General features: G+C 57.8%; 20 protein-coding genes. 9 read left to right on the plus strand and 11 right to left on the minus strand.

What is annotated here, in order from left to right; genetic code table 11:
• Positions 1 to 50 precede the first annotated feature (50 nt).
• The 5 genes from AC1DE1_RS07445 to rfbB are packed head-to-tail and all read right to left on the minus strand — an operon-like array spanning position 51 to position 4887.
• The gene (locus AC1DE1_RS07445; RefSeq protein ID WP_477175233.1) at positions 51 to 1463 is read right to left on the minus strand and encodes a mannose-1-phosphate guanylyltransferase/mannose-6-phosphate isomerase; all 1413 of its coding nucleotides are present in this window, start codon (positions 1461 to 1463) and stop codon (positions 51 to 53) included.
• Positions 1441 to 2403, minus strand: a complete 963-nt coding sequence (gene rfbD, locus AC1DE1_RS07450; protein WP_477175234.1) for a dTDP-4-dehydrorhamnose reductase — start codon at positions 2401 to 2403, stop codon at positions 1441 to 1443. The genes AC1DE1_RS07445 and rfbD overlap by 23 nt, the downstream gene beginning before the upstream one ends.
• Positions 2400 to 2957 carry a dTDP-4-dehydrorhamnose 3,5-epimerase gene (rfbC, locus tag AC1DE1_RS07455; protein WP_477175235.1) on the minus strand — a complete coding sequence of 186 codons (558 nt, stop codon included), beginning with the start codon at positions 2955 to 2957 and terminating at the stop codon, positions 2400 to 2402. The genes rfbD and rfbC overlap by 4 nt, the downstream gene beginning before the upstream one ends.
• Positions 2954 to 3841: a glucose-1-phosphate thymidylyltransferase RfbA gene (gene rfbA, locus AC1DE1_RS07460; RefSeq protein WP_477175236.1), complete on the minus strand. Its 888-nt coding sequence runs from the start codon at positions 3839 to 3841 to the stop codon at positions 2954 to 2956. The genes rfbC and rfbA overlap by 4 nt, the downstream gene beginning before the upstream one ends.
• On the minus strand, positions 3838 to 4887 hold the full coding sequence (gene rfbB, locus AC1DE1_RS07465; protein WP_477175237.1) for a dTDP-glucose 4,6-dehydratase: 1050 nt from the start codon (positions 4885 to 4887) through the stop codon (positions 3838 to 3840). The genes rfbA and rfbB overlap by 4 nt, the downstream gene beginning before the upstream one ends.
• A gap of 264 nt (positions 4888 to 5151) precedes the next feature.
• Here rfbB and AC1DE1_RS07470 point away from each other — a divergent pair, with 264 nt between their 5' ends.
• Genes AC1DE1_RS07470 through AC1DE1_RS07510 form a run of 9 tightly spaced genes read left to right on the plus strand, consistent with a single transcriptional unit; the run spans position 5152 to position 16965 of the window.
• Entirely contained in the window at positions 5152 to 6321 is a 1170-nt protein-coding gene (locus AC1DE1_RS07470; protein WP_477175238.1) for a cystathionine gamma-synthase, read from the plus strand.
• A gap of 25 nt (positions 6322 to 6346) precedes the next feature.
• Positions 6347 to 7138 carry an ABC transporter permease gene (locus AC1DE1_RS07475; protein ID WP_477175239.1) on the plus strand — a complete coding sequence of 264 codons (792 nt, stop codon included), beginning with the start codon at positions 6347 to 6349 and terminating at the stop codon, positions 7136 to 7138.
• Entirely contained in the window at positions 7135 to 8391 is a 1257-nt protein-coding gene (locus tag AC1DE1_RS07480; RefSeq protein ID WP_477175240.1) for an ABC transporter ATP-binding protein, read from the plus strand. Before AC1DE1_RS07475 ends, AC1DE1_RS07480 begins: the two co-directional genes overlap by 4 nt.
• 31 nt (positions 8392 to 8422) lie before the next feature.
• On the plus strand, positions 8423 to 9859 hold the full coding sequence (locus AC1DE1_RS07485; protein WP_477175241.1) for a glycosyltransferase family 4 protein: 1437 nt from the start codon (positions 8423 to 8425) through the stop codon (positions 9857 to 9859).
• Positions 9860 to 9862: 3 nt separating this feature from the next.
• Positions 9863 to 11695, plus strand: coding sequence for a methyltransferase domain-containing protein (locus AC1DE1_RS07490; RefSeq protein WP_477175242.1), 1833 nt, complete (start codon positions 9863 to 9865; stop codon positions 11693 to 11695).
• Between the two features lie 29 nt (positions 11696 to 11724).
• Positions 11725 to 12618 carry a GDP-mannose 4,6-dehydratase gene (locus AC1DE1_RS07495; protein WP_477175470.1) on the plus strand — a complete coding sequence of 298 codons (894 nt, stop codon included), beginning with the start codon at positions 11725 to 11727 and terminating at the stop codon, positions 12616 to 12618.
• Positions 12615 to 13592 carry a GDP-mannose 4,6-dehydratase gene (gene gmd, locus AC1DE1_RS07500; RefSeq protein WP_477175243.1) on the plus strand — a complete coding sequence of 326 codons (978 nt, stop codon included), beginning with the start codon at positions 12615 to 12617 and terminating at the stop codon, positions 13590 to 13592. The genes AC1DE1_RS07495 and gmd overlap by 4 nt, the downstream gene beginning before the upstream one ends.
• Positions 13593 to 13594: 2 nt before the next feature.
• Positions 13595 to 14617: a glycosyltransferase family 4 protein gene (locus AC1DE1_RS07505; RefSeq protein WP_477175244.1), complete on the plus strand. Its 1023-nt coding sequence runs from the start codon at positions 13595 to 13597 to the stop codon at positions 14615 to 14617.
• Positions 14617 to 16965 (plus strand): glycosyltransferase family 4 protein, encoded by a 2349-nt coding sequence (locus AC1DE1_RS07510; RefSeq protein ID WP_477175245.1) that lies wholly within the window; start codon positions 14617 to 14619, stop codon positions 16963 to 16965. The genes AC1DE1_RS07505 and AC1DE1_RS07510 overlap by 1 nt, the downstream gene beginning before the upstream one ends.
• 254 nt (positions 16966 to 17219) lie before the next feature.
• Here AC1DE1_RS07510 and AC1DE1_RS07515 read toward each other — a convergent pair whose 3' ends face one another.
• The 6 genes from AC1DE1_RS07515 to AC1DE1_RS07540 form a co-directional block, all read right to left on the minus strand.
• Positions 17220 to 18236 (minus strand): lysylphosphatidylglycerol synthase transmembrane domain-containing protein, encoded by a 1017-nt coding sequence (locus tag AC1DE1_RS07515; RefSeq protein ID WP_477179041.1) that lies wholly within the window; start codon positions 18234 to 18236, stop codon positions 17220 to 17222.
• Between the two features lie 4 nt (positions 18237 to 18240).
• Positions 18241 to 19911, minus strand: a complete 1671-nt coding sequence (locus tag AC1DE1_RS07520; RefSeq protein WP_477175247.1) for a bifunctional glycosyltransferase/class I SAM-dependent methyltransferase — start codon at positions 19909 to 19911, stop codon at positions 18241 to 18243.
• A gap of 45 nt (positions 19912 to 19956) precedes the next feature.
• On the minus strand, positions 19957 to 21861 hold the full coding sequence (locus AC1DE1_RS07525; protein WP_477175248.1) for a hypothetical protein: 1905 nt from the start codon (positions 21859 to 21861) through the stop codon (positions 19957 to 19959).
• A 198-nt stretch (positions 21862 to 22059) separates the two neighbouring features.
• Complete coding sequence (locus tag AC1DE1_RS07530; protein WP_477179042.1) at positions 22060 to 23403, minus strand: phosphohexomutase domain-containing protein; 1344 nt, start codon at positions 23401 to 23403, stop codon at positions 22060 to 22062.
• Between the two features lie 58 nt (positions 23404 to 23461).
• The gene (locus AC1DE1_RS07535; RefSeq protein WP_477175250.1) at positions 23462 to 24034 is read right to left on the minus strand and encodes a putative periplasmic lipoprotein; all 573 of its coding nucleotides are present in this window, start codon (positions 24032 to 24034) and stop codon (positions 23462 to 23464) included.
• 121 nt (positions 24035 to 24155) lie between these two features.
• Complete coding sequence (locus AC1DE1_RS07540; protein ID WP_477175251.1) at positions 24156 to 25100, minus strand: electron transfer flavoprotein subunit alpha/FixB family protein; 945 nt, start codon at positions 25098 to 25100, stop codon at positions 24156 to 24158.
• Between the last annotated feature and the right edge of the window lie 13 nt (positions 25101 to 25113).

Here is a 25113-nt window from a genome sequence, read left to right on the forward strand (position 1 = left end):
AGAAGCCGTGCTTAAGCACGGCTTTTTCTCAATCAGCCATCTAATTAAGGTCAGGCGCGCCCATAAACATCTTCGATGCGTACGATGTCATCTTCGCCCAAATAGCTTCCAGACTGCACTTCAATAAGCTCCAGAGGCACTTTGCCCGGATTCCGTAGCCTGTGAACACTTCCTAGAGGGATATAGGTGCTCTGATTCTCGCCGAGCAGGAACACCCGCTCGTCGCAAGTAACTTCTGCTGTTCCGGACACCACAATCCAATGCTCGGCACGGTGATGATGTTTTTGCAGGCTGAGGGCAGCGCCCGGCTTCACAACGATGCGTTTAACCTGGAAGCGCCCCCCTGACTCGATCGAGTCATAGCTGCCCCATGGACGCCGCACCACGCGATGCAGCGAATGCTCGCTACGGCCCGCGGCTTTGAGTTCATCAACCACGCGCTTCACGTCTTGCGCTGAATCTCGATGCGCCACCAGGGTCGCATCCGGTGTAGTGACCACGATTAGGTCGTCTACACCTACGGTAGCCAACAAGTGGCGATCGTGTGAACGCAGGAGTGAATTGCTGGTGCTGACGGCGATGGTGTCGCCTTCTCGCAGATTTCCCTGCTCATCGCGTAGCCCGGCCATCCAGAGCGCGGACCATGAGCCGATGTCGCTCCAGTCGCAGGTCACCGGGATCACCGCAGCGCGTTGGGTCTTTTCCATCACGGCATAGTCGATGGAATTATCCGGTACTTTGGCGAAGGCTTCCGCATCAATACGCACAAAGTCTAAATCCACCTGGGCCGAGGCATGCGCCGCCTGAACAGCCTGCAGCATCTCCGGTACGTGCTGCCCCAGCTCCTCGATGTAACGAGAGGCTTTGAAAAGAAACATTCCCGAGTTCCAGTCATAGCTGCCGTCGGCTAGATATGCCTCGGCGGTAGCGAGTTCTGGCTTCTCGACGAATTTTGCGACTTGGTACGCGCCTTCACCGATCGATTCGGAACGCCGGATGTATCCGAAACCAGTTTCCGGGCGATCGGGACGAATACCGAAGGTCACCAGCCAGCCTGCGCGAGCGGCCGGGAGCGCTAGGCGCACGCCTTCAGTAAAGCTGCTCTCATCGCCAATCAAATGGTCAGCAGGTAGAACTAGCAAGATGGCGTCTGGGTCTTGCTCTATCGCCTGTAAGGCACCCAGTGCAATGGCGGGGGCAGTGTTTCGCGCGACAGGCTCAAGCACGATTTTTGCGTTCTGGATGCCCGATTCCAGCAGTTGCTCCGCGGCCAGGAACCGGTGGTCCTCACTGGCAACCACGATCGGTGCGCCCACGTCCGGCAGCAGGCGAGTGCGAGCCAAGGTCTGCTGAAATAGCGTGCCTTGCCCCGTCAACGACAGAAACTGCTTGGGAAGGTTCTTGCGCGAGACGGGCCACAGCCGCGTGCCACTGCCGCCGCTAAGAATGAGAGGGATCAACATGGGTTTCACTGTCCTTACGAGCTAGTTTGCTCACGACAGCCGCCAGACCGTCGCGCCAAGAGGGAAGTGTAACGGCGAAACGCCGTTGAAAGTCTGTATTGTCCAGCACCGAATATGCTGGTCGCTTAGCCTGCGTTGGAAACGCTGCCGTGTCGATCGCCTCGATCTTTGGTTTGCAATGCAACAAGCCATCGGCCTGCGCCAGATCGAAAATCGCCTGCGCGAATCCGTACCAACTGGTTTCCCCGCTGGCGACGAGGTGGTGAATGCCTTCCAAGGTATGTCGCTCCGCCATGGGGATGGCTAGCCACTGCCGCAGTGCAGCAATTGTCCCATTCACGATGATGTCGGTGGAGGTGGGGGTGCCATGCTGATCGGCCACCACGCGCAATACATCGTGTTCTGCGCCGAGGCGGAGCATCGTGCGGAAAAAATTGTGCCCATGGCTCGAATAGACCCAGGCTGTGCGAAAAATGAAGTGACGAGCGCCGCTCGCTTGCAGAGATTGCTCTCCACTCAGTTTGGTGCGCCCGTATGCGCTCATTGGGGCAGGGAGGGCGTCGACGGCATATGGCTGGGTGGCACGACCGTCAAAGACATAGTCCGTCGAGTAGTGAACGACTAGTGCCTCGTGCTGCCGCGCCCAGTTTCCAAGCTGGCCCAGAGCGTCGCTGTTGATCGTATGGGCCAGCATCTCCTCGTTCTCCGCACGATCGACAGCCGTATAGGCAGCGGCGTTTACGATGACGTCAGGATTCGTGCGCTCGAGCAGCGCAGCCAGTGCACCCGGTAGCGCCAGATCGGCCACCTCGATACTTGCCCCATCAAAACGAACGCCGTCCCGGCTGGCGCAAGTCAGCTGCCCTATATCTGCGAGGCCGCCATGCTCAACCAGTCCGCGACCAAGCTGGCCGTTTGGACCGAGCAGTAGCACATTCATTCGGATAGCTCGGGGAGGGAGGCCAGTGCGATATCGGCGAGGAGGGGTGCCTTGGCGTCCTTTTCCGACAAAAGCGGGTCACTGATCGGCCAATCAATGCCGATCTCTGCATCGTTCCAGCGAATGGTGCGGTCCGCCGAGGGTTCGTATAGCGCCGTGCATTGATACGTGAACACCGCCGACTCGGACAGTACGCAGAAACCGTGGGCAAAGCCTTCCGGTATCCAAAAATGGCGATGGTTGTCGGCAGTGAGCATCACCCCCGTCCAGCGGCCGAATGTGGGCGATCCGCGACGGATATCGATCGCAACGTCATAGACCTCGCCCTGCAGGACGCTGACAAGTTTGCCTTGGGGGTTCGGCCACTGGTAGTGCAGGCCGCGCAATACGCCGCGAGCGGATCGGGAGACGTTGGACTGCACAAATCCGACGGCTAAGCCCGCCAGTTCGAATCGTTCGCGATGGTAGCTTTCGTAGAAGTAGCCGCGGGTATCCCCGAAGACTTTGGGTTCGATAATCAAGGCGCCTGGCAGCGCCGACGGAATGACCTTCATTGCGCCACATCCTGTTCGCAAAGTTGGCTTAGGTACTGGCCATATCCAGTCTTGATCAGCGGAGCGGCGAGTCGTCGCAGCTGTTCCGTGTCTATCCACCCATTGATGAAAGCAATCTCTTCAGGGCAACAGACCTTGAGGCCCTGCCGCTTTTCAATGGTCTCGATGTAGTTCCCTGCCTCCATTAGGGACTCGTGTGTGCCCGTATCGAGCCAGGCGTAGCCTCGGCCCAATTGCTCCAGATGTAGATGACCTTCCCGCAGGTAACGCTTGTTGAGATCGGTGATTTCCAGTTCACCGCGGGTGGAGGGCTGGAGATCGGCAGCATAGTCACAGGCATGACTGTCGTAGAAATACAGTCCGGTGACAGCGTAGTGCGATTTCGGCTTCTGGGGCTTCTCCTCCAGGCCGATTACGCGCCCACCCGCATCGAATTCAGCCACACCGTAGCGCTCTGGATCGCTGACCCAATAGCCGAATATCGTTGCGCCTGCGTCGCGTGCGCTGGCTCGCTTGATTCGTTCGGTCAACCCCACGCCGTAGAAAATGTTGTCGCCCAGAACCAGGCAGCTAGGCGAACCATCAATAAATCGGCGGCCTATAAGGAAGGCCTGCGCCAGGCCATCGGGTGATGGCTGTACGGCGTAACGGATATTGACGCCCCATTGTGAGCCATCACCCAGAAGGCGCTGAAAGAGAGCCTGCTCATGCGGCGTATTAATGATGAGGATGTCGCGAATGCCTGCCAGCATCAACGTGGCGAGCGGGTAGTAGATCATTGGTTTGTCGTAGACGGGCAGCAGTTGTTTGCTCACCGCCTGTGTGACCGGATACAGACGAGTGCCGGATCCGCCTGCGAGGATGATGCCTTTACGCGTGCTCATGCGCCCAGGCGCTCCATGCGGTAGCTCCCATCCAGCACACGCTGAACCCAGGGTTGATTGGCCAGATACCAGTCGACGGTTGCCGCCATGCCGGTTTCGAAGGTCATGAGGGGTTTCCACTGCAGTTCGCGCCGGATCTTGGCCGAGTCGATCGCGTAGCGGCGGTCGTGACCCGGGCGGTCCTTCACGAACGTGATCAAGGAGGCGTGATCCGTGCCGTCAGGCAAGGGGTGGCGCTGGTCGAGCAGGTCGCAGATGGTCCTGACCACGGCGATATTCTCTCTCTCGGCGTTGCCGCCGATGTTATAGGTTTCACCGATGCGCCCCTTCGCCAGAACCGTGCGTATGGCACGGCAATGATCGCCCACGAAGAGCCAGTCGCGGATGTTTCGGCCGTCGCCATAGACGGGCAAAGGCTGCCCGGCCAAGGCTTTTTGGATAACCAGGGGGATCAGCTTTTCGGGAAACTGATGAGGGCCATAGTTATTCGAACAGTTCGTCGTAAGCGTGGGGAGGCCATAGGTGTGATGGTAGGCACGTACCAGGTGGTCAGACGCTGCTTTGGATGCCGAGTAGGGGGAGTTGGGCGCATAGGCCGTGCTTTCGGAGAATTTCCCCTCGCTTCCCAGCGACCCGAAGACCTCATCTGTGGAGACGTGCAGGAACCGGAAGCTATCACGCGCCGGCTTGGGCAGCTCCCGCCAGTAGTCGCGAGCACAATCCAACAAATTGAATGTGGCCACTACGTTGGTCTCAACGAATGCCGCCGGCCCTTCAATGGAGCGGTCTACGTGGGATTCGGCCGCGAAATTGACGATGGCATCCGGACGGAGATCGCGCAGCAATCGGCCGACCAGGGCCCGATCTCCAATATCGCCTTGTGTGAAATGGTGCCGGTCATTTCCCTCAAGCCTTGACAGGGTATTCAGGTTGCCTGCATAGGTGAGCTTGTCAAGGTTAATTACCCGAAGGCCATCGGACACGGCGTCCAAAACGAAATTGGCGCCAATGAAGCCGGCACCGCCGGTAACTAGCAGGGTTTCCATTAAGGTGCAGGGCCTAATAGTTGAATGGTAAGGGCTATTGTGCCATTCGTGGGGCCTCCGGTCTGGCTTCGGCAAGGCGAGCGCGCTGGCCGACACGGTCGAGCCTGACCATCTGTCGCATGGCTGAGGGTACGGAGGCCTCGGTGGGCGCATTATGAATGACTCGCCATGGCTTTCTTTGGGCCGGAGACCTGCAAAACCTAAGCTGATAACATCGCGTTTTTGCGTTCCGGCGCGCCTGCAGACCGACGAAAGCCATTGACTATGACGACAAAATCTGACGCACGTCTCAATCTGGCGACTCGCGCCATCCATGCAGGTCAGCACCCGGATCCCAGCACGGGGGCAATCATGCCGCCCATCTATGCCACTTCGACGTACGTGCAGCAGAGCCCGGGTAGCCACCTGGGTTACGAATATTCGCGCACCCAGAACCCCACTCGCGGTGCCTACGAGGCGTGCATCGCTGACCTTGAAGGCGGTGTGAAGGGATTCGCCTTTGCCTCGGGCATGGCAGCAACGGCCACGACTCTGGAAATGCTCGATACCGGTGACCATGTGGTGGCCATGGACGATCTTTATGGTGGCAGTTTGCGCTTGTTTGAAAGGGTTCGCCGGCGCAGTGCGGGCTTGCAATTTGATTATGCGGACCTGTCGATACCGGCCTTGTTCAAGGCAGCTATCAAGCCCAACACCCGGATGGTTTGGATTGAAACACCAACCAATCCGATGCTGAAAATTGTCGATATTGCTGCCATTGCCGAGATCGCACGCGAACGCGGCATTCTTGTTGTCGTCGACAACACGTTTGCCTCGCCGATGCTCCAACGCCCTCTCGATCTCGGTGCGCAGTTGGTCATTCACTCGGCGACCAAGTATCTCAACGGACATTCCGACATGGTCGGTGGCATTGCCGTGACGGGAGACGAAGCCCTCGCCGAGCGAATGGCTTTCTTGCAGAACTCGGCTGGCGCCGTACAGGGTCCGTTTGACAGCTTCCTTGCATTGCGGGGCCTCAAAACGCTGCATTTGCGCATGAAGGCGCATTGCGAAAATGCGCAGAGTCTCGCCGAGTGGCTTGAGGGGCACCCGTCCATCGACAAAGTGCTCTATCCCGGCCTGAAGTCGCATCCTCAGCACGACCTCGCGATGCGGCAGATGAGCGGCGGTGGTGGCATCATCTCTATCCTGCTCAAAGGTGGTTTCGAAGCGGCGCGCAAATTGTGCGAGAACACCCGCCTATTCGCATTGGCGGAGTCACTCGGGGGCGTCGAAAGCCTCGTCAATCATCCGGCTCGCATGACCCACGCCTCGGTGCCCGCGGATCGTCGCCAAGCCCTCGGTATCGTCGATGGCCTGGTTCGATTGAGCGTTGGCGTAGAGCATGTCGATGATCTCCGCGATGATCTAGAACGTGCCTTGTCGGCCTCTTGATCGAACTCACGAGTAAGGAAGCACGATGTCTCAACTGTTGAGTGCCGCCTGGAGGTACCGGGGTTTCATTGCCTCTTCGGTGGCGAATGAATTCAAGGCGCGCCTGAAACGCAGCCGCTTAGGCACCGCGTGGGTGGTACTGCAGCCGCTTGCGCAAGTGTTCATCTACGCCACTGTGCTGTCCAACGTGCTCGCTGCGAAGCTTCAGGGTGTAAACAACAAGTACGCGTACGCTGCCTATCTGGTGGCCGGTTCGGCGTGCTGGTCGCTCTTCGTCGAGATTGTTCAGCGCTGCCTGACGGTGTTCATCGACTTCACGTCGCTGCTGAAAAAGATGCAGTTTCCACGCATCACGCTGCCGATGATCGTGATCGGAACGGCTTCGGTGAATAACGTGGCCTTGGTTGTCGTTGTACTGATGATCTTGCCGATATTGGGTTTCTACCCAAGCTGGAATTTGCTCTGGTTGCCTGTATTGATGGCTCTCACCATTGCTTTAGCCACTGGCTTTGGTCTTTTCCTCGGTACGCTCAATGTGTTCCTGCGGGACATTGGACAGATCATTCCGATCGTCCTGCAGTTTTGGTTTTGGCTCACGCCGATCGTTTACCCCGTGACAATCATTCCCGAGGCCATGCGTAAGTTCCTGGTGCTCAATCCGGTGATTCCGCTGGTCGGGGGTTACCAGAACGTTCTCGTATACGGGAAGGCTCCTCCACCGGGGCTGCTGTGGGTGGCTGTCATCTCTGTCGTGTTGCTTGCTGTGTCGATGCTGTTGTTTCGACGCGCATCGAGTGAAATGGTGGACGTGCTGTGAAGATCCCTGCGCTTGTCGTAGAGCAAGTAGGCAAAGCGTACGTCGAGTATCGCAGCGAGACTCAGCGTGTTGCGCGCTGGTTCGGTGCATCGGTGTCCCCAAAGCATGAGCATTGGGTTATCCGCGACGTAAGTTTCAAGGTGAATCCTGGCGAGTCGCTCGGCATCATCGGGCAGAACGGCGCTGGCAAAAGTACCTTGCTGAAAATGATCACGGGCACTACGCGACCGACGGAGGGCAACGTTGCCCTTAATGGGCGCGTCTCGGCGCTTCTGGAGCTCGGATTGGGGTTCAATCCCGAATTGACTGGGCGAGAAAACGCCATCTATTCGGCTGGCCTGATGGGAGTTCCGCGCGAGCGCATCCAAAAGCTGCTTCCCGGCATCGAGAACTTCGCAGAGATCGGCGAGTATTTCGATCAGCCCATGCGAACCTACTCGAGCGGCATGCAAATGCGAGTCGCATTTAGCGTTGCCACGGTGATTAGGCCGGACATACTAATCGTTGATGAAGCTTTATCCGTGGGCGATGCTTATTTCGTTCATAAGTGCTTCAAGCGAATTCGTGAGTTTCGCGAAGCGGGCACGACCTTGCTTATCGTTTCGCATGATGCATCGGCCATTCAGTCGCTGTGCGATCGCGCTGTGCTGCTGGATGGTGGGCGCATGGTGCTTGATGGTGATCCGCAGCAGGTCCTGGATTACTACAACGCATTAATTGCGGAAAAAGAGAATCGTACGGTTCGGACTGCTCGCACTTCGGACGGCGCGGTAGCCACGGAGTCAGGAACGGGCGAAGCACAGATCGACAGCCTAGTGATGCTTGATGAGAGCGGTGAGGCCGTCGAGTACGTCAGCGTTGGTCAGCAGGTCAACTTGCGCGCACGCATCAAAGTCACGTCGCCCCTCGAACGCCTTGTGTTCGGTTACATGATAAGAGATCGATTGGGGCAGCCTATATTTGGAACCAATACCCACCACACTGGGCAAGTATGTCGTGACTTGGTGGCAGGTGATGTGGTCGAGATACGGGCGCACTTTCCGGCCAATTTTGGGCCAGGCAGTTACTCGGTTTCTGTAGCCTTGACCGACTCGGATACCCATTTGGTCAAGAATTTCCAATGGCGCGATTTGGCTTTGGTATTTACTGTGGCCAATGTGGCCCATCCACCATTCGTTGGTACCGCGTGGATTCCTCCGCGCATAGAAATAACGAAATCGTCGTCCATCGTGGACGTCCCATCGGGCACATGAAGGAGCGTGCCCGCTACCTCGGGAGTCTAAAGTGAGTCAGGGCCAGTCGCGTCTGCTGCTCATGACATCGAACGAGCGACGGCTGTGGCTGGAGCTCGTCCAGCAGTCCGCCCGTTCCGATCGGCTCGAGGCAGAAGTGTCAGCAATGCGCACGAGTCTCAGCTGGCGCGTGACGGCTCCCTTGCGTGCCTTGCGAGCTGCGCTTTTGAGGCGACCTTCAACGCTGACAACTCTCACGCCCGCCGGCTCGTTTCCCAAAGGAGAAATGCAGCTGGGCGAGCTGCCTCTTTTCTGGCATACGTTGCGTCCGCGTCCAGATGACGAGCGCGTTCAGTGGTTCATCGACGTCACCGAGCTTTCGCGTGAAGACCTGGGAGCCGGAGTGGAACGGGTTACCCGCCGTTTTCTTTCGGAACTTCTGCTGGATCCACCTGAGGGCGCACGCATCCAGCCGGTAAGATTGAGTCCCGATGGTCGGTATGTCTACGCCAATGGTTTCCTAGCTCGTTTTCTCGGCTTTCCTTCCGGGGTCTTTTGCGCAGATATTCCCCTGGAACCTAGGCGCGGCGATCAGTTCATCGGTTTGGATTTTTGTCGCAATCATGCTGCGCTCTTGCGGCAAGCGCTGATGACGCTCCGGGAAAACGGTGTGTCGATAAGTCTTGTTGTCCATGATGTGCTGCCATTGACACACCCGGAGTGGTTCCCCGTCGATGTTCCCGTGGCCTTTGAAGCGTGGCTTCGTGTGTTGGGCGACGTCGCCGATCAGGCTCTTTGTGACTCGCAGCAAACGGCACTAGAGCTCGGCTCGGTGCTGGCGAGCAGGGGCATTCGGGCGGCAGCACTCCGCGTGGAGGTTATCCCTCTTGGGGCCGATTTTCCCCTGGCTCCCCATATCGAAGTGTTGCCGGCACGCAAGGGTAAAGTCACTCGTGTGCTGACTGTGGGGACACTCGAGCCCCGAAAAGGGCATGTGCAGGCGTTAAAGGCCTTCGAAACATTGTGGGACAGCGGCCACGCCTTCGAGTGGGTAATTGCCGGGAAGCAGGGGTGGAATGTGACGTCTCTGATTGCCGATATCCAACATCATCCGGAATTAGGTCGACGACTGTTTTGGATGAATGGACCCGACGACCGGGAGTTGTCCGCGCTGTATCGCGAGTGCGATGTTTTGCTGGCTCCATCGCTGGGGGAGGGTTTTGGACTTCCTATAATTGAGGCTGGCTGGCATGGGATGCCTTTGATCGTGAGGGACTTGCCCGTGTTTCGCGAGGTAGCTGGTGAGCGGGCGATGTATTTCTCCGGCACGGACAGCGACAGCCTCGTTCGTACGCTGATTGAATGGATTCGAGCTGGGCGATCGAGTCAACGGGAATTCGAAGGCTGGAACTCTTGGGCGCAGAGCGCTTCCCGGCTTAAAGAGCTTTGTGCATCCGGCTCGGTTGCACATGGCCAGATGAGGAGTTGATGTATGGGTACGCAAACAGAATCGGAACTTGACCAGCTGATGGAGCAGATTCGCGCGGAAATTGGCGTAGGCGGGGTCGTGGGTAAGGTCAGCGATACCCCCCGTTCTGGTCGTCCGAGCACGTCCGAGATCATGCGTCGCGTGAAGGCAGAGATTGCCCGCAGACGCGGGAACATGTTGGCGGGGAATTCTTCGTCGGCTTCCGGTTCAAGCGAAGATGGTGGGGCCGGATTCGCACATTGGCAGTCCGTGGCCGGAGCATTCTCGGTCAGGGCTCAATACAGCCTCGGCGAATTGCTTAAGTATTCTGACGAGGACTTTCTGCACGCTGCTTATCGGGCCGTACTTCGCCGTAGCCCCGATGAGGTTGGCCTGAGTCACTACCTCTCTAGGCTAAGGGACGGTCATACGTCCAAAGTCGAGGTGCTGGGTGATCTTAGGTGGTCGACAGAAGGTCAGACGCGTGGCGTCCACATCGATGGCCTCTTGATTCCATATACGTTGTGGAAGTGGAAGCGGAAGCGGTTTATTGGGCACTTTATCCGCTGGTTCCATGCGTTTCTTATGCTGGGCCGCTTGTTGGACCGACAGGCAGCCCAAAAGGCCAGCCAGGACTACGAGGTTCATGCTTTAGGCCGCACACTGAACGCGCTATCAAGTGCCGTTGAGCATTGGCAGGTAAGCGGGCAGGAACAACTCGACGCACGAGCGACGGTCAAGGCGGTTGATGATGTCACGAGGCGCCTGGATGCTCGAGCCGAGGCGACAGCAAAGCAGGCGCAAGCGGTCTTGGAGCTTCTACCTGCCATGACAGCGCGCGTCGATGATTTGGAGCGAAAGGGGGGCACGTATGCGAATAGTCTCGAAGTTCGTTCGCTCGATGCTGCGATAAGTGGACTCCGTTCGCGTGTCGAACAGATAGCGAGGGAGCAGGCCTCTGGTAGAGCTTCTATTGCAAGCCTGGCCAAAGAGGCATTGCACGTGCAGCAGCATGTGGAGCACATGGAGCGAGTTTGGTCTGCCCAGACTGGCGCACCTAACGAGCAATTCGTGCGTTTGAACGAACTTGGGGCCGACCCGAACATGGAGTCGGCTTCGCAGGCCAGCACCGTTGCTCATTTCTCTGGCGAGAACGAAGTATCAAGCAGTGGTCCGGATCTCGATCCGTTCTATGCTGCTTTTGAAGATCGTTTTCGCGGAGATCGCAGTCTGGTGCGCCAGCGCGCAGAGCCCTATCTCGACTGGATCAAGGCAGTCGGCGCTGGAACGGCGAATGCCCCGGTGCTCGACATTGGCTGTGGTCGCGGCGAGTGGCTTGAACTCTTGCGCGAACACGGTCTGGTGGCCAAAGGTATCGACCTTAATCGAGTCTTTGCAGATATCTGCCGCGGATATGGGCTAGACGTCATTGAAGGAGACGCCATTGCCATCTTGTGCGCCATGCCATCCGCATCCATCGGCGCCATCACCTCGATGCATTTGGTGGAGCATCTGTCTTTCGAGCAGATGATTGTCTTGATTGACGAGGCCAATCGCGTACTCGTTCCGGGCGGACTCATCGTGCTGGAAACTCCGAATCCGGAAAACCTGACGGTAAGTTCTCACACGTTCTACATGGACCCGACCCACCGCAATCCGATTCCTCCCGAGGCACTGCGTTGGATCGTTGAAGCCCGGGGATTCTACGGGTCCACCATCGAACGGCTTACAACTGCGCGTGAGTTGAATGCTCCCCCGTTGTTGCAGGACGACATTCCCGGGGCTCAATCGATTAACGCGCTACTCTCGTCGCTCCATGCGGCCCCCGATTATTCCATCGTGGCCAAGAAACTATGAGACAACCGCGAGAAATCGGTTGCTTGTTGGTGACCGGCGCGCATGGTTTCGTGGGTGGCCATGTCGCGGCCATGGTTGAATCCGGGGCATTGCCGGCCAAGAATCTGGTCACACCTCCGAAGGGCTGGGACCTGCGTCACGAGGATGAGGTCAATGCGTGGATCGAAACCGTCAGGCCCGATTCAGTCCTTCACCTTGCCGCTCAAAGCTTTGTACCAAGATCATTTCAGAATCCTCGTGAAACGCTGGAAATCAATGTCCTCGGTACTCTGAATCTGCTACAAGCGCTTAAGCGTGCCGGGTTCAGTGGGCGCATGGTGTATGCGAGCTCCGGCGACATTTACGGCCAAGTACCAGAAGAGCGCCTTCCGGTAGACGAAGACCTCTGCCCCGCACCCAGGAATCCCTATGCGGTAAGTAAGGTCGCAGGAGAGCAGCTATGCCTGCAATGGCATCGTTCGGAGGGAATGGACATAATAGTCGGCCGTCCTTTCAATCATGTAGGCCCGGGGCAGGATGACCGTTTTGTCCTGTCGTCTGTGGCTCGACAATTAGTTAGGATTACAAACGGCGAGCAACCGGCAGTTGTTGAGGTGGGGGATATTGACACCACCCGGGACTTCACCGACGTCAGAGACGTCGTGTCGGCGTACGGCGCGCTATTGAGGTTTGGCCAGTCCGGGGGCACCTACGTCATCGGCTCCGGGGAGGAGCGGCGTATCCGGGATTTGCTGGATAACCTGTGCAAGATCGCGGGTGTTTCACCGGAATTTCGTCAAGATTCGAGCCGAATTAGGCCTACGGAACAGCGACGGATGGTGGCAAACGCGTCTCGACTGCGGCGAGATACGGGTTGGTCTCCCACCATTCAAATTGAAACTACTCTTAAAGACATTCTGAAAGACGCAAGGGATAATTCATGAGCAATAACGGCAAGAGCGCGCTCATTACGGGCATCACGGGCCAGGACGGTGCCTATCTTTCGCAGTTGCTGCTCAGCAAGGGCTATGCGGTCCATGGCGTTCTCCCACGTCGAAGCACCGATACTCTTTGGCGTCTTCGCGAGCTGGGGATTGATCGTGAGGTCCGCTTGTTTGATGGCGATCTCACCGATTTGTCCTCGCTCATTCGAGCGATGGACGCATCGAAGGCAGACGAGGTCTACAACCTTGGTGCGCAGAGCTTTGTGGGTAGCTCCTGGCAGCAGCCTGTGCTGACGGCGCAGGTGGATGGCGTAGGTACGCTTAACGTGCTCGAGGCTGTTCGTCTGGTGAATTCCAAAGCGCATTTCTATCAGGCGTCGACCAGTGAAATGTTTGGTCTGATCCAGGCTGAAAGGCAGGATGAAACGACTCCTTTCTATCCGCGCAGCCCCTATGGGGTCGCCAAACTGATGGGTCACTGGGCCACTGTGAACTACCGCGAAAGCTTCGGAATGCATGCGTCAAGCGGGATTCTTTTCAATCATGAGTCGCCGCTGCGAGGCATCGAGTTCGTCACCCGCAAAGTGACTGACGGCGTAGCGCGCATTAAGCTCGGTTTACAAAAAGAGCTTCGCTTGGGCAACATCGATGCAAAGCGCGATTGGGGTTTTGCAGGAGACTACGTCGAAGCCATGTGGTTGATGCTCCAACAGGAGAATGCAGACGATTATGTCGTCGCGACCGGGCAGACGCACACGGTGCGAGAGATGTGTCGTATCGCTTTCGAGCACGTTGGGCTGAAGATGGACGATTACCTCATCATCGACCCTGCGTTCTTCCGCCCAGCGGAGGTGGATGTTTTGCTTGGCAATCCGGCGAAAGCGAACACCAAGCTCGGCTGGAAGCCGAAAACGTCGTTGGAGGACCTGATCGTCATGATGGTAAGTGCTGACCTGAAGCGTCTCGGCAGCTAACTGTGAGAGTTGCAGTCGTTACAGCGCGCGGTAGCAGCGGGGAAGAGGGCGGAGCCGAGCGCTTTTACGACGCGTTGGTCAATGCATTTGGCAGCCTTGGCCACCAAGTGGAAGAAATTCCCGTCACGGTGGATGAGCCTAACTTCGACCAGATCAAACGCAACTATCTTGCCTGCTACGACTTGGACCTCAACGGGTTTGATGTCGTGGTCTCGACGAAGGCGCCCACTTGGGTGCTTCGACATCCAAGGCATGTCTGTTATCTGGTGCATACGATTCGCGCCTTTTATGACATGTTCGATGACCTCTTTCCTCAGCCATGGCCAGAACTCAACGAACAGCGGAATTTGATCCAGAAGCTGGACTCATTGGCGCTGTCATCTCCACGCTGTCGGGAGGTTTTCACTATTGGCAGTGAGGTTAGCCAGCGGCTGACACGGTGGAATCGCATTTCATCCACCGTGCTCCATCCTCCTCTTTGGCAGAATAATTTTCGAGAGGGTCCGCAGGGAGACTACTTCTTTCTGCCAGGCAGGCTGCACGAGTGGAAGCGCGTAGATCTGCTGATTGACGCCTTCAAACAAGTTCGCGCGCCGGTGCGGCTCAAGATCGCCGGAACAGGCGGCGCAGAAGCACAATTGCGCGCGCTGGCAGGAGGAGACCCACGCATCGAATTCCTGGGGCGTGTGACCGACGCTGAGTTGATCTCTTTGTACAGCGGCGCCCTCGCGGTGCCGTTCGTTCCAAAGAGGGAGGACTATGGATACGTGACGCTTGAGGCTTTCGCCAGCGGCAAGCCAGTCATCACCTGCAGTGATTCTGGAGAGGCTGCGTCGATCGTGCACGCCGCGCGTGGCGGCACCGTGACTGCCCCAACGGCGAATGCGCTGGCTGAGGCACTTGAATCAATCGCCAGAGACCGTGCCGCAGCCATTGAAATGGGGCGGCAAGGATTGACCTGGGTGAACTCCCTGAGCTGGGAACAGGTGGCAAAGACGTTGCTGGGCGCGGCGGGCGGGCAATAATGGATCAGCTAAAAGTACTCGTTCTCGATATGCAGCCCATCAGCCCGGCTGTCGGCGGCGGGCGACAGCGTTTGCTTGGCCTCTACCATGATCTAGGCCCGTCCGTAGACACGGTTTACGTTGGCACGTACGACTGGCCCGGCGAGTCCCGCAGAGACCAGATGCTCACCCCGACGCTGCGCGAAATCTGTGTTCCGCTGAGCGAGGCTCATCACAGCGCAGCGCGGGAGACCGCGGCCCGGATGGACGGGCGCGGCATGATCGATATTGAGTTCCCGGAGCAGGTACGCCTTTCGCCCGAGTATCTGTCCGTGGCCAGACGGGAGATGGCCGACGCCAGCGTCGTGATTTTTTCCCATCCTTGGTGTTACCCGCCTCTGGCGGCCGATATCCGGCCGGACCAGCTGGTTGTCTACGATGCTCACAACGTGGAGTCCATCCTGCGGGTGTCGTTGCACGATGATTTGCCGCAGGGTGCCGAGTTGATGGATCTCGTCGTGGCGACGGAAGCGGCCTTGCTGGAGCGTAGTGGTCTCGTTTACTGCTGTTCGGCCGAAGAAGTCACCTTATTTCACAGTATTTTTGAAGTACCTCTGGGCAAACTGCGCATCGCACCGAACGGTACCTTTACTGACCGCTTCTCTACCGGATTGCTGGAGCTTCGTAGTGAGGCGCGTGAAGCTTCGTCCGAGAAGAGGCGGCCCGTCGTAGTGTTCATGGGTAGCCAGTATGGGCCGAACGCGGAGGCCGGTCAGTTCATCGTGGAAAAGCTGGCGCCGCACGCCCCTGATGTCACTTTTCTGCTGGTTGGTGGCGTTGGCGATGGCCTTGCGGCCTCTCCGTTCCCAAAAAATATCGTTTGTACGGGTATCGTGGACGATGATGCCAAATGGCGACATTTGCTGTCAGCCGATATCGCAATCAATCCCATGTTTTCGGGAGCAGGCACCAACGTCAAGATGTTTGATTTTCTGGCGGCCGGATTGCCCGTATTGACTACAGCCGTTGGCGCACGAGGCATATCCGAGCAGTCCACGGATAAGGGCGAAATGGTCATATCTGACCGTCACCAGTTTCTTGCCGATTTGCTGCGGATGATCAGGGAGCCAATTTCTCCGACACGGCGGTTGGCGTGCTACCAATATGTGCAACGGCGTTTCAGTTGGGAAGCCATCTCGCGATCGCTGGGCGATGAACTAAGATTGCACGCGACCTCGTGGCGCAAACCTCATGTGCCTGTGCTCATGGTTTCCACATGGGGTGTTGCCTGCGGCATCGCAGAACATGGGCAGTATCTTGCAGACGGGCTAAGAGATGCGGGGGCCGATCTCGTCATTTTTGGCAACGAGCTGGATGGGCACGAGTTGTTGGGAGTTGGTCCGGAGCTAAAGTTTCCCGTCGTCCGTGGCTGGCGTTGGGACAACAAGAATTGGCGCGAGAGCGGGGCAAATCTCGCCGTTTACGAAGCAACCCTTGAATCATTGAAGCCATCCTTGGTGATCTTGCAACACCATACGGGTTTCATGCCTGCTGGCGAATACCACCGTTTGGTTGAAACTGCCGTTAAGCGGACGATCCCCGTAGTGATCGAATGCCATGACGCCTCTCGCTTAGAACCGGGAGAAGTGGCACTACTGCGTGAAGCGGGCGCTTCTATCATGGTACACAGCGCGAGAGAAGCGGAGCGGTTCGGTATCGCCGAGGGGATCACCGTTTTGCCATTGCCTGTGAAGCTTCATTCGAAGCAGGCCCTTCCGGAAAAGGCCGATTTTGAAAAAGGGCCGGTAGTCGGCGGCTTTGGCTTCTTTCGCGAATACAAGGGAATCGACATAACCCTTGAAGCGATAAAGCTATTGCGTCGCCGTTACCCCAATCTGCGATATCGCGGATGGCACGCCATATACCCGGGCGAGGAGAATTCGGCGTTCGTGGTGAAATGTCTGGAGATGGCTGCGCAACCTGGCCTCAAGGACCACATCGAGCTGGAAACCGCCTTTGTCGATATTGGCACGGTCATTGATGGCTTGTCACGGTGTGATCTTGTTGTGCTCCCTTATGCCGATTCCAACGAAGGCGCCAGCGCTTCGGCAAATATGGCGCTGGCAGCAGGTGTCCCCTTGGTTGTGTCGAACTCGGCCATTTTTTCCAGTTTGAACGGGATCGCGGAGGTTGTGCCTCAGCGATCCGCAAAGGCATTCGCCAAGGTAATCGACGATCTACTGAGCGACGAGGGGAAGCGATCCGGGCTCGCTCAAGCGGCGCAACGCTGGTCGGAGACCAATAGCTATTCGTCCATGGCCCGCAGTTTGCTTGAAAAGGTGAATTGGCGAGCTGACTCAGCTGGCTGAAAGTGGCCCTCACTTTTGTGAGAGGCCGCTGCCAATTTCTTGCTGGACCTATCGCTGCTCTTCCTCGCGAGGACCCTTTCGCCAGCCCCGGAGCCCGCGGTGGGGAGCTATGGACTCCATGTAGGGCGCCTGCCTGTGCCTTCGTGGTTATCCCATTTGCCCTGGTTGGCCAGTTCTGGGCGCCTCGGTAACTCTTCGAGCGCGTTGCGTGCCGAGGCGCCGGTGCTCAGATCTCTGCAAGCGTCAATTAAGACTTAGCGGCTGCCACGATTCGCCCTGTCGGCCTCGAGCGCACTTGTTGTGGGTTGCTTGCGCTGAGCCTTTGGTAAGGCAAAGCCGAACAGCAGGGAAGCGCCACCGGGTAGAGCACCGATTAGCGTGGACAGGCCGAACGCCACTCCCAGCGCGAACGCCGTCGATCCATCGACGCCAAGAGGGACAAGCAAGGCAATGAAGCCCGCTTCCCTTACCCCCCACCCCGCCAGGGAAATCGGGATCATCGACAGCAGCAAAATGATCCCGGTGATTGAAACCAGGAGACCGGCCGGCACGGAGATGTGTAGCGCGCGCGCGAGGGCGTAAACAGCGACACCAGCAGATAGCTGCCCCGCAACTCCCAAGGCCACCAAATTCGTCATCCCGATGGCGCGCGGGCGCCAGTTGGCAAGGACTTCCAGGAGCGACTGCAGGCGTGCAATGTTGGCGAACAGGCCGCGGAACCAGTTCCATCTGACCAAGAAGAGCGCAACCGCACCCAAGGTAAAGACGGACACCGCCAAAGCGACAGTCAGTAGGATCTTGTAGGGTTCCACGGGCGTCCCCAGCATCAGCATGCATGCCGCGAGAGCCAACACGGCAGCGCCTAGGGCACCAAATACACGATCCAGCAAGACTGTGAGAGCGGCCGTCCCGGTCGATACACCATTCTCATGCCAACGCATGATGCGGACAGCATCTCCGCCGACGAAGGATGGCAGGGCTTGGTTGAAAAAAGCGCCCTCAAGATACGCCCAGAGGCTTCGCGCAAAGCTTGGATGAGAAAACGAAGTGCGGGCAATCATGTTCCAGCGATAAGTGCAGATGAATGACTGCAAGACGTTCAGGAGTGCTGCGCTTGTTAGGGCGACGATGAAAGCCGGCCTACCGAATTCCCTGAGATCTGGAAGATGGATCTTGACGGAGATCAGCCAAAAAACCGCAGCGGCGCAAAGAATCCGCACCGCTACGAGTAGCCATTTTTTGTGCCGGAGAGCAGTGGACACAATGTTCATTGATTTAGCTGGCGCTCGATTTGCTGGCGGTGGGCGAAGCCTTCAGGACATAGGTCCTTATGTCACCAAAGGAAACCGGGACGATGAAGTCTGGTACAAGTCTGGTTATCCAGTTAACCGGTCGGCCCAGAAACGCAGGCAGCACGCGAGTCGCGCCATTTAGCAAATATTGCAGGCGAGCATAGTGAACGTAGGGCGATTCGTGAGTGATATCGAACCCCGCCTGTTTGAAGACGTATTTGATCGAGCGATTGCCGAAGTAGAACAAATGCATATTGATCAGCCATGGCCAGCGAGTGCCAAGGAGTCGAGGCATCCACGTGTCGACATCAAGCGTGGATATACAAAGGACGCCTCCTTCGCGCACATATGAACCGCATTCGCGCAGAAAGCCGACAGGGTCCCGGACGTGCTCCAGGACATCCCAGGAAACAACGACGTCATATTTCTCTTCGAGCTGCGCGGCATTCTCCGAGAGATATCCCGTATGAACATTGACCCCTGTGGTCTTACGCGCGTAGTCGCTGGCCCAGCGCGATGGCTCGACGCCGATCGTCTGCCAGCCCTTCTTGTTTGCCGCTTCCAGGAAAAGTCCGCAATAGGACCCCACTTCCAGCAAACTCCCCGTAGCGGGCAGATAGGCCGAGATCGATTCCAGGTTCCGGCTGAAGGTCTTCTGGCGAGCTTTGATGTTCTTGAGATACGTCTCGTCAGTAACGTCCCTGTAGATATCCTCAAGCGTGTGCGGAATCAGAGATCGTGGCACCTGCTCCAGTCCGCAACAAAGACAGGTATAGACGGGAGGATATTCGCGGCCGCCCACCGAGGTGCAGCGATAAGCCGGCATGGACGTTGTATCGGCATTCTGCACGCCGGAACTGCCGAAATGCTTCATGGCTAGAACCCGATCGCCGCATTCCGCGCACGCATCGTTTACAAATTCATCTGGCTGCAAATCCTTGCGCCGATTGAGCCGTCCCATGGCCAGGCGAAGCAAGTCATATGCGCTCCAAAATATCTGGAGCTTGGGGATCTTTGATTTGCCGCGAGTGCGATCGACGAAGTGAATTGGAACTTCGCGCAGCTCCGAGCCTGTCTTGCGGAGATAGTAGACAAGCTCGACACCGTAGCTGTAGCCGGATGCAGCGATGAACCGCAAAGGCAGGCGCCGCAGTGCGGCGACATCGAAGACACGAAAATACGTGGTGAGTTCTCGCATCTTCACGCCCAATGCCGCTCTGGCCGCAACATTGCCCAGGCGGCTCACGATATTGCGATAGCCCTTGTAATCGGATGTGCCGCCTTCGCAGTAGCGGGAGCCGGTCACAAATACATTCGGGCCATGGGCGGCCAGGAGGGCGGGAATGCTCTTGGGGTCGTGAGAAAAGTCCGCGTCCATGGTGAGGAGCGAGTCATACCCCTCACGGATCGCATAGAGGATGGCGTATTTGTGAGCGCTGCCGATGCCGAGCTTTCCTGGACGCTTGACGGCGAAGATGCCTTCTCGCTGCTGAGCTTTCTCTTGAATGACGTCCCATGTCCCATCAGGGGAGTTGTCATCGACGACTAGAATGTCGGCATCCGGGGCGTATTGAGATATGCCATCGAGAAGGAGACCGATGTTGTCCCGTTCGTTGTAGCACGTGGTGAAGATGAGCACGTTGGAGCGTTTCACGATTGTCCTCGAGGAGTCTTCGGGGCAGTTTGACGCGGATATCGATTACAGCGGATCTATCGTTGCCTTGAACAGTGCTAAGCCAAGATGTCTGTTATCGGCACTTTCGCCCAATTCTGCAGGTGAAGCAGGCGTCCTCGCGAAGCTGATACGAATGTCGCCGCAATTCGTCCCATCAAAGTCCGCTCGGCTAATATCAATGGTTCTTGTGACCCAGCCGGATGTTGATGGGGCGAATGTCCAGGTTGTGGCGCGACCGGATCCCGGGCGAACCTCCGCGGACATCGGCAAATGTTGCCGATCAAGATGGGGAGTCACTGTGAAACTGATCCTATAGGCGTTTGCAGCGGGCTCGGAAGGAAGGCAGAAGTGAAGAACAGCTGTTTGCCCTTCGGTCCACGTCAAGGAGCTCTCACTAAAAGAGAAGCCGCTCCGTAGTAAAGAAGCACCCCGGGCACCTTTGCCAAAGCTGATTTCGCCGCTCAGTTCGGTGTTTTGCTCATGCTGAAGTGAGCGCAGATAGGGCCCATAGTTAAATGCCCCATTTGAAGCCCCGGGAAGCGACGCGGGATTGGCAAAGTCGAACGCCTGAAACGCGCTTCTTGTAGTAAGCAGCGTATGAATCTCGCGATTGGGGTTCTCCAGAAGCGAAAAAGGCGTCGCCCACCAAGTGCACATCACAGTGGACGCGCTGGGGCCGTGATGTCTTTTCTGCGCGGCATCGATCTGCTCGCAAGGGATGGGCCCGCTCTCTTCACGAATCGTGGCGCGGGTGGCGCGGGCGGCGGATTCCCAGGAGTTCGTAGCCATCAGCTGCCACGAGACCTGGCCAAAGCACAGGCCACACAGGAGAACTGCGATGTACCGAAAGCTGTCAATGGATGTGCGCTGGACCAGGACGACCCCGAGGAATATGACGAGCAATCCGGCCTGCATGACCAGGCCAGCAAACCCTCGGTCGGTCACCGCGTACGATAGATCCACACCCGATCCGAGCAGGTGGAAGTGAATTGGCGGAGCTGCGGCGACAACCAGAGCAAGGAAGGCGACGGGCCACCAGAGTGCCCTCGTCATGAAGCGTTGGGGGAGCGCGACGAGCACCAGAACGCAGCCCGAAACCAACACCGCGACCATGGCGCCGATATGCCAGTGGGATGGGCCGGCAAAACTGTCGTATATGATGCGGAGAACCCCATTGACGAAGCCGTCCTTGTTGGCTGGGTCACGGGGAAAAAGAATGGCGCACCAGTTGATAACGGCACACACAACTAGCGCAAGAGCCGGGCCTAGCGGAAGGCGGAAAGCCTGGTTTGACGTTATCCGTTTGATAATTAGCCCAACCAATAGCATGGGCGCGAAGAAGGCCCATGATTCATAGGTAAAGGCGGCGAGCACAATGGTCGCGCTGGCAATCCAGTACGCAAGGTTCGTTAACGGTCGTTGACGAAAAAGTAGTATGGCGATAGGCCAGAGAAACGATGCGGAGATGTGGATCTCCGTAACGATATAGACCTCCGAAACAATGGAGCCTGCCAGCAACCCAAGCAGCGGAAACGCAATAAGATGTTTCTCGTCTCTATCGAGAAGCAAGTGACAGATAACGAGCGAAATCATCCGGTGGCTGAAATAGGTTGCACCAAAGATTAGGGAAAGCAGCCAAACTGACGACAGACCGGCGTGGATGCCGATGACTGTGGGAAGCTGCGTCAGCCAATATGCAACTACGCGGCTGTAGTAAAACTCATGCGCGAAGCTTGTATAGAAGTTTGTTGGCTTCGCTTCGCTAATCATGCGAACAAGAAACCAGCTGGCATCCCCGTACAGATGGCGTTGTGTAATCACCGCGTAGCATGCATGCAAGAGATAAAGCCCGCCCAAAATAATCAGGAGCCGGGTCCATGGGGACCTTGCGTCAATAGTTCGGGTAGCGGCGAGTGATTGGGGCATCATGGAGTGTCAGCTTTGATGGGCAGCCTGAAGCGGCTAGTCTAGCAGGCGCAAGCTGCTTTGATTTTCGAAAGCGTGGCCAACGCCCACACAGCAGAAAGCTGAGCCAATATCTTGTCTCAGCTTTCTTTTCAATCTTCTGATTGGCTTACTGTGAGTAAGTAAGCACTTCTTGTGCTGTATTTGCTGGGTTGAAGAAGGTTACCGACTCAGAAGGTTTCCAATTTCCTCCGTGCGCGCCGTCATCAGGCAGGAATCGCCGCGTGATTCCACATTGAGGCGAAGGAGAGGCTCTGTGTTGGAGCTACGCAAATTGAATCGCCAATCTCCAAAATCGGCACTCACGCCGTCCGTGTAATCGAGCGTGGGATTCTGGTTCGCAAAATGCTCCAAGACCCTGTCGATGGAAGCTTTGGCATCGGCGACTTTGAAGTTGATCTCACCGCTGCAGGGGAATGCCGCCATGCGATGCTCCACCATATCGGCGAGGGACTTGCCGGTCGAAGACACGAGGCTCGCGATCAGCAGCCAGGGGATCATTCCCGAGTCGCAATAGGCGAAATCCCGGAAATAATGATGCGCGCTCATTTCGCCGCCATAGATGGCGTTTTCGGCGCGCATGCGTTCCTTGATGAAGGCATGGCCCGTCTTGCTCATGACGGGGACGCCACCGGCAGCTTCCACCATTTCGATGGTGTTCCAGGTAAGTCGGGGGTCATGGATGATTTTGGCTCCTGGATGCTTGCGCAGCATCGAGGTGGCTAGTAGTCCGACAAGGTAGTAGCCCTCGATGAAGCGTCCTTGGGCATCAAAGAAGAAGCACCGATCGAAGTCACCGTCCCAGGCCACCCCGAAGTCGGCAGCATGGTCGATAACGGCCTTGGCGGTATCCTGACGACACTCTGGCAGGAGCGGATTGGGGATGCCATTGGGGAAGCTGCCGTCCGGTTCGTGGTGCACCCGGATGAACTCAAAAGGCAGGTTCGGAGCGAGCTCGTCGACGACTAGTCCGGCGCCGCCGTTGCCTGCGTTCACCACGATCCTCAGCGGCTTGAGCGTTGCCATGTCCACATAGCCAAGCAGGTGCTCGACGAAAGCGGAGCGGTCATGGTGATTTGTCTCGTGGCCGGTCGCTGGTTGACCGGGTAGCGGGTGCTCGCAGGCATCGCGAATGGCGAACAGTCCGGAGTCGCCGCTGATGGGACGCGCGCCTTCACGGACGAGCTTCATGCCGTTGTAGTCCATGGGATTGTGGCTGGCCGTTACCATGACTCCCCCGGCCGCCTTGAGATGTGCGGTCTGGAAGTACACCTCTTCGGTGCCGCCCACGCCAATGTCGATGACATCGCGCCCACCACGGCGCAGGCCCTCGCTTAATGCTGCCTGGAGGGCCGGGCTGCTCAGGCGAACGTCGCGTCCGAGCACCACCGGACCGGGATCGAGCTGCGCTGCTAGCGCGAAGCCGATGCGCTGAGCCAAGGTCTCGTCGAGTTCTTCTGGAACCCGGCCGCGAATGTCATAAGCCTTGAAACAACGTAGATCCATTACCGGTACATCCTGTCGAAAGGTGAAAAGTCGTAGAAGTCAATCACGATGAGTATCCTCAGTTCGAAACGCCAAGGGCTCTATTGTCTTGGCCGCACAGCGAATGGTCATTTCGTTCGCAACGCTTATAGGGGCCGATTTGCAATGGTTCCTGCCCATAGACGGAAAACCAGTTCACGCCTTCCTGAACTAGCTCGAATCGAATGGGAAGATTTACCAATGCTGCTGCCGGCAACCTGCTTTCGACAGTCACAGTGCTGCCGGGTGCGATGGCGGGCAACGGGATACGCACGAAATCGCGATTCCCGGGTGATTGGTCGGGCCCATGTGGACCCATCAGCATCGCACCAAGACGAACCATCGCCGTGCCGGCACTAACTAAGGTGACTTTGCCGTTGTTGTTGATGCGGATACTCACACGAAGTGTGTCATCGCTGGCGCCGTAAGTCGGAGGTTCCGCGATCGTCAGTTGAGCTGCTACGGCCTCACGGGGTAGCGCGCTGTTGATGCCACTTGAGCTGGCGGTCACCGAGGGCGCAGACTCATCGGTGGACGCAGCTTCGTGGCTGCCACAGCCACTTAGAACGAGAACCAGCCCGATCGCTGCATGGGTGGCACGAATGAGTCTCATGAGCCGGATCCTCGCTAGATCGACGGCGGTCACCGAAATCGGGATAGGCCCCGGCGATAAGCGCAGCCAGATGATAAAAGGTGGCGCCCAGATCATTGTTCAGTCCGGGGCGCCGTTCCACTTAGCCCAGTGCGGTTTCAAGCTCAGGAATGATCTTGAACAGATCCCCCACCAGGCCGATATCGGCGATCTCAAAGATCGGCGCCTCGCCGTCCTTGTTGATGGCGACGATGGTGCCGGCGTCCTTGATGCCGGTGAGATGCTGGATGGCGCCGGAGATGCCGATGGCCATGTACAGCTCCGGCGCGATGATCTTGCCGGTCTGGCCTACCTGCAGGTCGCTCGGCACGTAGCCGGCGTCGACGGCGGCGCGCGAGGCGCCCACGCCGGCGCCGATCTTGTCGGCAAACTTGTAGATGATGTCGAAGTTTTCCTTCGAGCCCACGCCACGGCCGCCGGAGACCACTTTGCTGGCGCTCTGCAGGTCCGGGCGGTCGCTTTTGCCCGACTGCAGTTCAACGAAGCGGGTGTGCGAGGGCAGGGCGGCGTCGACGCTCAATGCCTCGACCGGGGCGCTGTTTGCGCCGCTCGCTGCGGCGGCCCACGAGGCCGTGCGGATCGTGGCGACGACCGTGCTGCCGGCGTCGGCTTCCACCGTGATGATCGCGTTGCCGGCGTAGATCGGGCGCTTGAAGGTATGGCTGCCTTCCACGCTCATCACGTCGCTCACCTGGGCGACGCCGAGCAGGGCGGCTACGCGGGGCAGCACGTCCTTGCCGAAGGTCGTGGAAGGGGCAAATACGTGGCTGTAGCCGGCGGCGGCCTTGGCGATCTGCGGCGCCAGCACGGCGGCGAGCGGGTGTGCATTCTCGGCGCGGGCGATGGTGAGCACGCGGCTCACGCCGTCGATCTTGGCGGCATCGGCAGCGATGGCGTCGGCGTTGTCGGCCAGCACCAGCACATCGATGGATTCGGGCTTGATCGAAGCGGCGGCGCTCACGGCGCGGGCGGTGGAGGAGTTGAGCTTGCCGTTCAGGTGTTCGGCGATGACGAGGATCTTGGACATGTCGTTATCTCCC

The organism is Dyella sp. 05T440 (assembly GCF_056395965.1).